The organism is Halomonas sp., assembly GCF_041689495.1.
Classification (GTDB): domain Bacteria; phylum Pseudomonadota; class Gammaproteobacteria; order Pseudomonadales; family Halomonadaceae; genus Halomonas.
Genome location: NZ_JBDNGD010000139.1, coordinates 1 through 12,438, shown reverse-complemented (window position 1 = coordinate 12,438; position 12,438 = coordinate 1). Strand labels below are relative to the sequence as shown.

Here is a 12,438-nt window from a genome sequence, read left to right as displayed (position 1 = left end):
GCCCTGCATTATACCGGCGATGAGCAGGATGTACAGGCAGGATGTACAGCAGGGCGCGCAAGCAGGTGGCACCGAAGCCGATGGGGTCGTGGGGCACTGGGATAGCCGGTCCATAGCAGAGGGCGTTGTCACTCTGTCGCTATGTTATCGCAAGCCTTACAGGGCCAACCACTGTGGCCGAAGTGTCTTCAGGCGTCGACGTGCCCCGAGCGTCTCGCCTCCTCGACGATCCAGTCATGCACCGCCAATACCCGGCGATCATCCAGGGCGCCCCTCGCGTGCACGAGGCCGTAACGCATGCCGGTGGTCACGCGTTGGTGAAAGGGCGCGATGAGCGCGCCGCTGGCCAGTTCGCCGCTGATCAGCCTCTGGCGGGCGATCGCCACACCCATGCCGGCGGTCGCCGCCTCCATGATCAGCTGATGCCGATTGAAGGTGTAGCCGCGCCGCACGTTGACGTGCGGCGCGTCGATGGCCTGGAGGAAGTGTTCCCATTCGGCGTAATCGTGACTGCCACGCCAGGCGGTCACGTCGTGCAGGAGCGGGTACCAGGCGAGGTCCTCGGCCCGACGCAGGGGCGGTCGGCCGCGCAGCAGCCCCGGCGAACACACGGGAAAGATCCGCTCCTCCATCAGCGGCGTGATCGTGAGTCCCGGGAGCTGGCCGTCATTGAGGTCGATGGCCAGATCGAAGTCGCCGTCGCGTAGCGAGATGTTGCTGTCCTCGGCGATGACCTGCAGCTCGATATCGGGAAAGCGCGATTGCAACCGCGGCAGGCGCGGCATCAGCCAGCGGTTAAGAAAGGAGGGGATCGCGCGCAGCCGAATGATGCCGCTCATGACCCCCGAGCGCAGCCGCTTCACCTCGAGGCCCACTGCCTGGTAGGCCTGATCCACCACGGCGGCGAGACGCTTTCCCTCCTCGGTGAGCTCCAGTTGACGTGGCCGGCGGCGAAACAGCTTGAAGCCGAGCCGCTCTTCCAGCTGCTTGATCTGCTGGCTCACCGCCCCCGTCGTGACATGCAGCTCCTCGGCGGCCCGGGTGAAGGAGAGGTGTGTGGCGCTGACCGCGAATACCTTCAGCCAGGCGTGGGTCTGGGCGTTGAGATGACGGCTCATGATTGAGTTCTGCTAAATTGAAGACAAGATATTATCCATTGCCCCCGTCGGCGGGCGCCACGAACATAGCATGATGGCGGCCACCAGGCAGCCTGTCATGCACGATGCTTTAGTCATGCTGATGTATCGTGGTCGAAATTGGTAGATGGCGATACGCGTGATCGCCCGGGAGCCAGCAAGATGTCCATCAGTGTGTTTGATCTGTTCAAGATTGGCGTGGGCCCCTCGAGCTCGCATACGGTGGGCCCCATGCGCGCCGCCTACGAGTTCCTTGGCGAGCTGCGTGAGCGCGATCTCCTGGCCCGGGTGTCACGCCTCCAGGTGGAGCTGTATGGCTCGCTGTCGGCCACCGGCATCGGTCACGGCACCGATCATGCGGTGATCATGGGATTGATGGGCGAGCGGCCGGACCGCATTGACCCGGCGTTTATCGCCCCCGCCATCGAGACCCTGCGAGCTTCCGGCTCGTTGCTGCTGAATGGCGACCGAGCGGTTTCCTTCCTCTGGGCGCGCGACATGCAGCTGCACGAGCAGAGCCTGCCGCATCATCCCAATGCGCTGCGCCTGATCGCCCATGGCGACAACGAGGAGCTCTACCGCAACACCTATTACTCGGTGGGCGGCGGCTTCGTGATCGACGAGGCCCAGGCGAGTTCCGGCGAGCTGGACAGCGACACCACCGACTTGCCCTATGAGTTCGATTCCGCCGCCGAACTGATGGCACTGTGTCGCCAACACAATCTGCGTATCAGCGAGTTGATGCTGGAAAACGAGAAGGCCTGGCGCGGCGAGGCCGAGATCCGTGCGGGTCTCTGCGAGATCTGGCAGGCCATGCAAGCCTGTGTGGAGAAGGGCCTGGAGGCCGAGGGCGTGTTACCCGGTGGCCTCAATGTACGCCGACGTGCCCGCTCGTTGCACCAGCGTCTTCTTGGCATGGAAGACGATCGCAGCATGATCGCCTCGACCTTCTCGGCCATGGACTGGGTCAACGTCTTCGCCCTGGCGGTCAACGAGGAGAATGCTGCCGGCGGACGCATGGTCACCGCACCCACCAACGGGGCCGCGGGCATCATCCCAGCCGTGCTGCACTACTACATGAAGTTCCAGCCCGGGGCCAGCGAACGCGATGTGGTGGACTTCCTGCTGGTCGCCGGTGCGGTGGGCATCCTGTGCAAGAAGAACGCCTCGATTTCCGGGGCTGAGGTAGGCTGTCAGGGCGAAGTGGGCTCGGCCTGTGCCATGGCGGCGGCGGGGCTGGCAGAGGTCATGGGCGGGAGTGTGGCCCAGGTGGAGAATGCCGCCGAGATCGGCCTGGAGCACAACCTGGGACTCACCTGTGACCCGGTGGGTGGCCTGGTGCAGGTGCCCTGCATCGAGCGCAACGCTATCGCCTCGGTGAAGGCGATCAACGCTGCCCAGATGGCGCTGCGCGGCGACGGCGAGCACTTCATCTCACTGGACAAGGTGATCCGTACCATGCGCGATACCGGTGCCGACATGCAGGCCAAGTACAAGGAGACCTCCCGTGGGGGCCTGGCCGTCAACGCCATCGAGTGCTGATGGGCATCGATGATATGCTTTCAATCGCGGTAGAGGCTGTGACACCGCAAGTCGCCTCATGCACAAGGAGATACCCATGAAATCACGCGCCGCCGTGGCCCTGGAAAAAGGCAAGCCGCTGGAACTGGTCGACATCGATGTCGAGGGGCCCGGGGCGGGGGAGGTGCTGGTACGCATTGTCGCCACCAGTGTCTGCCACACGGATGCCTACACCCTTTCCGGCACCGACCCGGAAGGCAACTTCCCTGCAGTACTGGGCCACGAGGGCGCCGGTGTCGTCCAGGAAGTGGGGGCCGGCGTGACCAGCGTGCGTCCCGGCGACCACGTCATCCCGCTGTATACTGCGGAATGCGGCCAGTGCAAGTTCTGCCTCTCGGGCAAGACCAACCTCTGTGACGCCGTTCGTGCCACCCAGGGCAAGGGCGTGATGCCCGACGGCACCTCGCGTTTCTCGCTGGATGGCAAGATGCTGCACCACTACATGGGCACCTCCACCTTCAGCGAGTACACGGTGCTCCCCGAGGTCTCGCTCGCGGTTGTCTCCAGGGAGGCCCCGATGGACAAGATCTGCCTGCTCGGCTGCGGCGTGACCACCGGGATCGGTGCGGTGATGAATACCGCCAAGGTGGAGCCGGGGTCAACGGTCGCCGTCTTCGGGCTCGGGGCGATCGGCCTGGCGGTGATCCAGGGGGCTGTGATGGCCAAGGCCGGCCGCATCATCGCCATCGACGTCAATCCGGAGAAGTTCAAGCTGGCCGAGCAGTTCGGTGCCACCGACGTCGTCGATCCCAAGAACCACTCCGATCCCCTCCAGCAGGTGATCATCGACCTGACCGACGGCGGCGTCGACTATTCCTTCGAGTGCATCGGCAACGTGAATGTCATGCGTTCGGCGCTGGAGTGCTGCCACAAGGGCTGGGGCGAGTCGGTGATCATCGGCGTGGCCGGTGCCGGCGAGGAGATTTCCACGCGGCCCTTTCAACTGGTCACCGGCCGGGTCTGGAAAGGCTCCGCCTTCGGCGGTGTCAAGGGGCGCACCGAGTTGCCGGGCTATGTGGATCGCTACATGAAGGGCGAGATCAACATCGACGACTTCATCACCCACGACATGCCCTTCGAGCAGATCAACGAGGCCTTCGAGCTGTTGCACCGTGGCGAGAGCATCCGCACCGTTCTTCACTATTGATGACGCGCCCGACGCTGCGCGAATGACTTGACGCGCCCGACTTGCCGCGCGAAGCGACGATGAGCGCCACGACACCGACAGGCGGCCGGGCTTGGCTGGCCGACAAGGAGAGTGACCCCATGAGCATGACCGAACACCTCGATCTGGTCTCGGCCAACAAGAGCTCCGGTGGCTGGCACAAGCGCTATCGCCACCGTTCGAGGGCGCTGGACTGCGAGATGACCTTCGGCATCTACCTGCCGCCCCAGGCGGAGACCGAGCGGGTGCCGCTGATGTGGTGGCTTTCCGGCCTGACCTGCACCGACGAGAACTTCATGCACAAGGCCGGTGCCCACCGGGTGGCGGCCGAGCTCGGCGTCGCCATCGTCTGCCCGGACACCAGTCCGCGAGGTACCGAGCTGCCCGGTGAGGACGACAGCTATGATTTCGGCAGCGGCGCGGGCTTCTACGTCAACGCCACGCGGGAACCCTGGAAGAAGCACTATCGCATGTACGATTACGTGTCCGAGGAGCTGCCCTCGGTGGTGCGCCAGCATTTCCCGGTCAACGGCCGTGAATCGATCAGTGGCCACTCCATGGGTGGCCATGGCGCCTTGATCATGGCGCTGCGTCGCCCCGGTCACTATCGCTCGGTGTCGGCCTTCGCGCCTATCGTCAACCCCTCCGAGTGTCCCTGGGGACAGAAGGCCTTCAATGGCTACCTGGGCGAAGACCGGGGCAAGTGGACGCAATATGATGCCTGCGAGCTGGTCGCCCGTGGCGCCTCCCGCCAGTCATTGTTCATCGACCAGGGCGAGTCGGACGATTTCCTCGACGAGCAGCTCAAGCCCGACCGGCTCGAGGCGGTCTGTGCCGAGCACGACCACCCACTGACGCTGCGTCGTCAGCCGGGCTATGATCACAGCTACTTCTTCATCGCCAGCTTCATCGAGGATCACCTGCGCTACCATGCCGAGCGGTTGTGCCGGCGTTGAAAAGCAGCCGGTGCGAGGGGAGAGGTGTGTCGATCATGAGCCGTGATGTCCAGCCCGATACGACCCGGAGTCTGGTATGAGGCGTGTCTGGCTGAGTAGGCCCCTGGGGATCTTCTGGCGAGCGCTGCTTGGATTCGTGGTGCTCTCGATCGTGCTGGTACTGGTGTTTCGCCTGGTACCGGTGTTTGGTTCCATGGTCATGGTGGAGCGCAAGGTCGAGTCCTGGGTGGCCCGTGAGCCGATCCGTATCGAGCATCAGTGGCTCGCCTGGGACCAGCTCTCCGACCACGCCAAGCTTGCGGTGATCGCCGCCGAGGACCAGCGCTTTCCCGAGCATCGGGGCTTCGACATCCAGGAAATGCGTCGTGCCTGGGAGGCCAGCCGCAACGGCGGTCGGCTTCGCGGGGCCAGCACCATCAGCCAGCAGACCGCGAAGAACCTCTTTCTGTGGACGGGACGCAGCTGGCTGCGCAAGGGCCTGGAAGCCTGGTTTACCCTGTTGATTGAGTTCCTGTGGCCCAAGGAGCGCATCCTCGAGGTCTACCTCAACATCGTCGAGTGGGACCAGGGAGTCTTCGGCCTGGAAGCCGCCGCCCAGCACTATTTCGGCGTCTCCGCGGCTGATCTCACCCCCCACCAGGCCAGCCGCCTGGCGGCAATCCTGCCCAATCCACGCCAATGGAGTGCTTCGCGACCCAGCGCCCATGTAGAGAGCCGCAGTGCCTGGATTCGCCGCCAGATGAACAATCTCGGTGGATCGGCCTACCTTGAGCGACTCTGACCTAGCCATCGTGATCACGTTCCATGGCGCTGTTGGAGTGCTCTCCACCGTTTTCAGGCGCCGGGCCAGGAAGGTGGTGGGTGGGACCAGGCTCCGCTGGCCCGGCCCTCCGCTCAGGGCGCGATGCGGGTGTTGGCGTTGGTGAAGCCCATCAGCGAGATGTCCAGGTCCAGGCGGTTGCCGCGCGGACCGATCAGGCTCAGGGTCGCGCTGCTGCCGCTGCGCAGCGGCAGCAGCAGGGACGGATCGAGCGGCAGGTCGGCGCGACAGCTCTGCTCCACGCAGACCTGGTAGGGGAACTGGGCCGGCTCGACGTTTCCCACGCTCAGCTGCAGGCCCGCGGCGAGGCGCACGCCCAGCGGCAGCAGAAAGGTCATCGCCGGCCGACCCTCGAGCTCGGGGGGATACCCCACGATCACCCGCATCAGTGGCTGGCCGTCCTCGGAATTAGTGACCAACTGGTTCATGGTACAGGCACCCTGGCTGCCCTGGGGCGGGCAGACCACTTCCCAGTCCTGAAACTGCTCGGTGCTGACCTCGGCGCCGCCAGCCCCCGGTGATGCCTGCTGGGCGAAGGCGTTGGGTGCCAGGGCCAGCAGCGACAGCAGGGCGGTCAGGCAGAGGCATCGTGCAAAACGGTTCGACATCGGTAGTGTCTCCTTGGGTTGGGTGACCATGAATACTGGGATAGAGGGTACTACCTCGATATTCGCCTCCTAGAGGACCACCATGCCTGCTTGGCCCTTCGAGGTCGAGGCCGACGATTCAGACTCATCGCCGTCCACCAGGTCGTTATTACCCACGCCACTCTACCATTCCTCCCGTTCCCTGAGGTGGTCCATCACATGCTGCCGCATGGCCGCCGCCGCCGGTGACAGGCTCACATTTGCCCGGCACAACATGCCGATACCGGCCTCGAGCATCGCGGTCAGCGAGATCATGTTGGAGATGAACAGCGAGCTGTGTTCGAGCAGTTCGGCGGCCGGTGAACCGACAAGCAGACGCGAGGTGCCGTTGCGGATCAGGGCGTATCCGGCCAGCTCGCGCCAATGCAGGTGGTCGCGTCCGGCTAGCGGATGATCGTCTCGGGATTCGCCCGCGAGGAGATACTCGTCGAGATGGTGGCCTATGCTGTCATGCAGGAGACAGCCAACGGCGAGACGTGCTGAGAGCGACATCCTCATGTCCATTCGCTCACCGGCTCAGCGCCTTGGCATTGTTCTGATGACGGGCGGGTGACACCATGCCGATGATGTCCGTCGTTGCCCACGAAGGGGCAGGAAGCTGTCGATATCGCTCCTCCTCACAAGCACAACAACGAGCCCGCCATGACCGTCGATTCCCTCACTCCCAAGCGCCGTTTCCGCGGCAGGCCCCGTGGCCGTGACCTGCCGCCTGTCGCCCTGGCCTCGCTGCGCCAGCTGCTCGGTGACGAGCGCGTCGATCCGAGCCTGCGCCACCGCGATCGACTGATCGAGCACCTGCACGTCATCCAGGATGCCCATGGCCACCTGTCGCTGGTGAACCTGCGGGCACTGGCCGCCTACATGAACCTGCCGATGGCGGCGGTCTACGAGACGGCCACCTTCTACGCTCACTTCGACGTGATCCACGACGACCAGGCGCCGCCGCCGGACGTGACGGTGAGGGTCTGCGATTCGCTCTCCTGTCAGCTGGCCGGCGCCGCGACGCTCAAGGCGGAATTGGAGGCCGGTGTCGATCCGGAGGCGGTGCGGGTGGTGCGGGCGCCCTGCATGGGCCGCTGCGATACCGCGCCGGTGGTGGAAGTGGGGCACCACCATGTGTTGTTCGCCACCCGCGAGGGCGTGGAGGCGGTGGTGGATACCGGCCACTTCCATCCCGAGGCGATCCTCTGGCAGCGCCTGGACGACTACCGGGAGCAGGGCGGCTATCGGCTGCTCGGCGACTGCCGCGAGAGTCGTGTCACGCTCGAGCCATTGATCGACGAACTCGAGCGATCCGGCCTGCGCGGGCTCGGCGGGGCGGGCTTTCCGACCTATCGCAAGTGGCAGGCGGTGCGCGCCGAGCCCGGCCCGCGCTATTGCGCGATCAACGCCGACGAGGGCGAGCCCGGCACCTTCAAGGACCGCTACTACCTGGAGCGCTCGCCGCACCGCTTCCTCGAAGGCGCGCTGGTCAGCGCCTGGGTGGTGGAGGCCGAAGCACTTTATATCTACCTGCGCGACGAGTACCCCGGCCTGCATCGGGTGCTGCACGCGGCGATCGGCGAGCTGGAGGCCGCGGGGCTGGTGGCTCCCGGCTACATCGTCATGCGGCGCGGCGCCGGCGCCTACATCTGCGGCGAGGAGTCGGCGATGATCGAGTCGCTGGAGGGCAAGCCTGGCAAGCCGCGCCACCGTCCGCCCTTCGTCGCCCAGAAGGGGCTCTTCGACCGCCCGACCCTGGTCAACAACGTCGAGACTGTCTACTGGATTCCGCTGATCTGGTCGAAGGGTGCCGACTGGTTCGCCGACCAGGGCCGTCACGGCCGCCAGGGGCTACGCGGCTTCTCGCTCTCCGGCCGGGTCAGGCGGCCCGGGGTCCATCTGGCGCCCGCCGGTATCACCCTCAACGAGCTGGTCGAGGAGTATGGTGGCGGCATGGCCGACGGCCACCGCCTGGCCGGCTACCTGCCCGGCGGCGCCTCCGGGGGGATACTGCCGGCGAGCAAGGCCGATATTCCGCTGGACTTCGATACCCTGCAGGCCGAGGGCTGCTTCATCGGCTCTGCTGCCGTCATCGTGTTGTCCGACCAGGACGATCTGCGCGCGGTGGCCACCAACCTGCTGGCCTTCTTCGCCGACGAATCCTGCGGCCAGTGCACGCCGTGCCGGGTCGGCACCGAGAAGATGCTGACCCTGCTTGAGCGCGACGAGTGGCGGGTCGATGAGCTCGAGCGGCTGTCGCAGGTGATGATGGACGCCTCGATCTGTGGCCTGGGCCAGGCGGCGCCCAACCCGGTGCTGGGGCTGCTCAAGGACTTCCGCGGCGAACTCGCCAGCCAGAACGTGATCGTCAAAGGGTAGGGACACAGACCATGACACAAGAGACCTTTACCCTGACCCTGGATGGCGCCGAGGTGAGTGCTCTCCCCGGCGAGACCCTCTGGCAGGTGGCCAAGCGCGCCGGCGAGACCATTCCGCATCTGTGCTTCAAGGATGCCCCCGGCTACCGCAGCGACGGCAACTGCCGCGCCTGCATGGTAGAGATCAAGGGCGAGCGCGTGCTGGCGGCCAGCTGCCTGCGCGAGGCGGCCCCCGGCATGGTGGTCAAGAGCGCCACCTCCGAGCGGGCACGCGTGTCCCGCGAAGGCGTGATGGAGCTGTTGATCGCCGACCAGCCCGAACGCGAGGCGAGTCCCGACCGCGCCAGCCACTTCTGGGCCATGGCCGATGCGCTGGCCATCGACGCCACCGCGGTGCGTCAGTGGCTGCCGTCACGGGCCGAGCGAGAGGCGCCCACGGTGCACCACGTCGCCGAACGGTCGGCCTCGCTCCCCCATGCCCGGGGCCATGACGCCACCCACTCGGCGATGAACGTCAACCTCGATGCCTGCATCGAGTGCAACCTCTGCGTGCGCGCCTGCCGCGAGGTGCAGGGCAACGACGTCATCGGCCTGGCCCATCGCGGGGCGGCCGCGAAGATCGTCTTCGACTTCGACGACCCCATGGGCGAGAGCACCTGCGTGGCCTGCGGCGAGTGCGTCCAGGCCTGCCCCACCGGGGCGCTGATGCCGGCGACCCTCATCGACGCGCAAGGCCGCGGCGACTCGAAGGTCGCCGATCGCAGCGTCGACTCGGTCTGTCCCTACTGCGGCGTGGGCTGCCAGCTCACCTACCATATCAAGGACGACCGGATCCTCTTCGTCGAGGGGCGCGACGGGCCCTCGAACCAGAACCGCCTGTGCGTCAAGGGGCGCTTCGGCTTCGACTATCCCAACCATCCGGCGCGTCTCACCATGCCGCTGATCCGACGGCCCGGGATCCCCAAGGGGCTCGATCCCGACTTCGACCCGGGCGATCCGCTGACCCACTTCCGCGAGGCGAGCTGGGAGGAGGCGCTGGATCTCGCTGCCCAGGGGCTTGCCGATCTCAAGGCCGCCCATGGCCCGAATGCCCTGGCCGGCTTCGGCAGCGCCAAGTGCTCCAACGAGGAGGCCTGGCTGTTCCAGAAACTGGTGCGCACCGGCTTCGGCTCCAACCATGTCGACCACTGCACCCGGCTGTGTCACGCCAGCTCGGTGGCCGCACTCATGGAGTGCATCGGCTCGGGGGCGGTGACGGCCTCCTTCATGCAGGCCCTCGAGGCCGACGTGGTGATCCTCACCGGCTGCAACCCGGCGATCAACCACCCGGTGGCGGCCACCTACTTCAAGCAGGCGGCGCGAAACGGCACCAAGCTGATCATCCTCGATCCTCGCGGCCAGGCGCTGGACGCCTACGCCCATCTCAGCGTGCGCTTCACCCCCGGCGGTGACGTCTCGCTCTACAACGCCATGCTCAACGTCATCGTCAGCGAGGAGCTCTATGACCAGGCCTATATCGACACCCACACCGAGGGCTTCGAGGCGCTCAAGGCCCATGTGCGCGACCTGACCCCCGAGGCGATGTCGCCCGCCTGTGGCGTCGCGCCGGGGCTGATCCGCGAGCTCGCGCGGCTCTATGCGACCGCCGACAAGGCGATGATCTTCTGGGGCATGGGCATCTCCCAGCATGTCCACGGCACCGATAACGCCCGCTGCCTGATCTCGTTGGCGCTGGCCTGCGGCCAGACCGGGCGCCCCGGCACCGGCCTGCATCCGTTACGCGGCCAGAACAACGTCCAGGGCGCCTCCGATGCCGGCCTTATCCCCATGGTGCTGCCCGACTACCAGCCGGTGACCGACGCCCAGGTGCGTGCCGCCTTCGAGGAGCTGTGGAATACTCCGCTCGAGGAGACGCCGGGGCTTACCGTGGTGGAGATCATGGATGCCATCGCGGCCGGCACCATCAAGGGGATGGTTATCCTCGGCGAGAACCCGGCCATGTCCGACCCGGACCTCGAGCATGCCCGGGCGGCCCTGGCCAAACTCCAGCATCTGGTGGTGCAAGATCTGTTCGTGACCGAGACCGCCCAGTTCGCCGATGTGATCCTGCCGGCTTCGGCCTGGCCGGAGAAGGACGGCAGCGTCACCAATACCAACCGCCAGGTACAGCTCGGACGCGCCGCCGTGCCTCTGCCCGGCGAGGCGAAGGCCGACTGGTGGATCATCCAGCAGCTCGCCAATCGCCTGGGACTGGGCTGGAATTACACGCACCCGCGCGAGGTGTTCGCCGAGATGAAGCAGGGCATGGCATCGCTCGACCATATCTCCTGGTCCCGCCTGGAGCGCGAGAGCTCGGTGACCTATCCCTGCCCGGCCGACGACGCCCCCGGGGCCGACGTGGTGTTCAGCGATGCCTTCCCCACCGCGAGCGGTCGGGCAAAGTTCACCCCGACCCGGCCGCTGCCGCCGGACGAACCCATCGATGGCGACTACCCCACGGTGCTGATCACCGGGCGCCAGCTGGAACACTGGCACACCGGCTCCATGACCCGTCGCAGCCGAGTGCTCGACGACCTCGAGCCCGAGGCGGTGGCGAGCCTGGCCCCGGCGGAGCTGGTGCGCCTGCGGCTGTCACCGGGCGAGCCGGTCACCATCACCACCCGGCGCGGGGCCATCACCCTGAAGACGCGGGTCGACCCGCAGATGTCGGAGGGGATGGTGTTCGTGCCCTTCTGCTACGTGGAGGCGGCGGCCAACCTGCTGACCAATCCGGCGCTGGACCCCTACGGCAAGATCCCCGAGTTCAAGTATGCCGCCTGCCGCTTGCTCAGGACCTGATCGGCCGTCCCTTGACCACCAGCACCACCCCGGCGATGGCGATGGCCATTCCGACCAGGGCCACGAGGGGAAGGCGCTCGTCGAACAGCCACCAGGCCTGCAGCGCCGTCACCGGTGGCACCAGGTAGAAGAGACTGGCCACTCGTGAGGCTTCGCCGCGCTTGATCAGCGCCATCAGCAGCAGGATGGCGCTGATCGACAGCACCAGCACCAGCCAACCCAGGGTCAGCATGAAGGTGGGCGTCCAGTCGATCTCGCGTGTCTCGAAGAGCAGGGCTCCGGTGCCCATGAGAGTGCCGGCCGCCAGGTACTGAACGACAGTGCCGGAAAGCAGTGGCATGCCGGTGCAGTAACGCTTCTGGTAGAGGGTGCCACAGGAAATGCCGACCAGAGCGACCAGGGCACTCAACAGGGCGCCCAGTCCGAAGCCATCAAAGAGTCCATCCCCCGGGTCCAGCTTGCTGCCCAGCACCAGACAGATGCCCACCAGGCCCAACACCAGCCCCAGCCACTGGATGCGTCCCAGCCGCTCGCTGAGCAGCGGTCCCGCCAGCGCCGCGGTGATCAGGGGCTGAAGGCCTACCAGCAGCGAGACCAGACCCGCCGGCATGCCTTGGTGGATGCCGTAGAAGACACCCCCCAGGTAGGCGCCATGCACCAGCAATCCCGAGACGGCGATATGCCCCCACAATCGTGCGCCCTGAGGCCAGCCGCCTCGCATCAGCTGCACCAGGGGTACCAGCAATACCAGCGTCAGCACGCAGCGTACGAAGAGGAAGGTGAAGGGCTCGGCATAGGGGAGGCCGAACTTGGCACCGATGAAGCCCGTACTCCAGAGCGTGACGAACAGGATGGGCATGGCGGCGAGCCAGGCCTTGGACAAGGGGGAAGACGAGAAGCTCATGGATGAGAATACCTGGGTAGAAGGATCCTGG

The 12,438-nt window shown here is 66.1% G+C and carries 10 protein-coding genes; 6 read left to right on the top strand and 4 right to left on the bottom strand.

The features are described from left to right. Positions 1–188: 188 nt before the first annotated feature. Entirely contained in the window at positions 189–1,118 is a 930-nt protein-coding gene (locus ACESMD_RS04640) for a LysR substrate-binding domain-containing protein (protein ID WP_372610785.1), read from the bottom strand. Positions 1,119–1,298: 180 nt separating this feature from the next. On the opposite strand from ACESMD_RS04640, the gene ACESMD_RS04635 reads away from it, so the two are divergent. The 4 genes from ACESMD_RS04635 (at position 1,299) to mtgA (ending at position 5,619) form a co-directional block, all read left to right on the top strand. Then, positions 1,299–2,678, top strand: a complete 1,380-nt coding sequence (locus ACESMD_RS04635) for an L-serine ammonia-lyase (protein ID WP_372610783.1) — start codon at positions 1,299–1,301, stop codon at positions 2,676–2,678. A gap of 76 nt (positions 2,679–2,754) precedes the next feature. After that, positions 2,755–3,864 (top strand): S-(hydroxymethyl)glutathione dehydrogenase/class III alcohol dehydrogenase, encoded by a 1,110-nt coding sequence (locus tag ACESMD_RS04630; RefSeq protein ID WP_372610781.1) that lies wholly within the window; start codon positions 2,755–2,757, stop codon positions 3,862–3,864. Positions 3,865–3,983: 119 nt separating this feature from the next. Further along, positions 3,984–4,838 carry an S-formylglutathione hydrolase gene (gene fghA, locus ACESMD_RS04625; RefSeq protein ID WP_372610779.1) on the top strand — a complete coding sequence of 285 codons (855 nt, stop codon included), beginning with the start codon at positions 3,984–3,986 and terminating at the stop codon, positions 4,836–4,838. 76 nt (positions 4,839–4,914) lie between these two features. Beyond that, on the top strand, positions 4,915–5,619 hold the full coding sequence (mtgA, locus tag ACESMD_RS04620; protein WP_372610777.1) for a monofunctional biosynthetic peptidoglycan transglycosylase: 705 nt from the start codon (positions 4,915–4,917) through the stop codon (positions 5,617–5,619). 113 nt (positions 5,620–5,732) lie between these two features. On the opposite strand, the gene ACESMD_RS04615 is transcribed toward mtgA, so the two are convergent. Together ACESMD_RS04615 and ACESMD_RS04610 are read right to left on the bottom strand one after the other, a co-directional pair. Then, positions 5,733–6,266 carry an invasion associated locus B family protein gene (locus ACESMD_RS04615; protein WP_372610775.1) on the bottom strand — a complete coding sequence of 178 codons (534 nt, stop codon included), beginning with the start codon at positions 6,264–6,266 and terminating at the stop codon, positions 5,733–5,735. Positions 6,267–6,428: 162 nt separating this feature from the next. After that, the gene (locus ACESMD_RS04610; RefSeq protein WP_372610773.1) at positions 6,429–6,797 is read right to left on the bottom strand and encodes a hypothetical protein; all 369 of its coding nucleotides are present in this window, start codon (positions 6,795–6,797) and stop codon (positions 6,429–6,431) included. Between the two features lie 150 nt (positions 6,798–6,947). Between ACESMD_RS04610 and ACESMD_RS04605 the strand changes: the two genes are divergently transcribed. Both ACESMD_RS04605 and fdhF read left to right on the top strand, forming a co-directional pair. Beyond that, the gene (locus ACESMD_RS04605) at positions 6,948–8,666 is read left to right on the top strand and encodes an NADH-ubiquinone oxidoreductase-F iron-sulfur binding region domain-containing protein (protein WP_372610771.1); all 1,719 of its coding nucleotides are present in this window, start codon (positions 6,948–6,950) and stop codon (positions 8,664–8,666) included. Positions 8,667–8,677: 11 nt separating this feature from the next. Beyond that, the gene (fdhF, locus tag ACESMD_RS04600; protein WP_372610769.1) at positions 8,678–11,503 is read left to right on the top strand and encodes a formate dehydrogenase subunit alpha; all 2,826 of its coding nucleotides are present in this window, start codon (positions 8,678–8,680) and stop codon (positions 11,501–11,503) included. Here the strand turns inward: fdhF and ACESMD_RS04595 are convergent. Further along, entirely contained in the window at positions 11,493–12,407 is a 915-nt protein-coding gene (locus ACESMD_RS04595) for a DMT family transporter (RefSeq protein WP_372610787.1), read from the bottom strand. The two genes, fdhF and ACESMD_RS04595, sit on opposite strands and share 11 nt — an antisense overlap. Positions 12,408–12,438 lie beyond the last annotated feature (31 nt).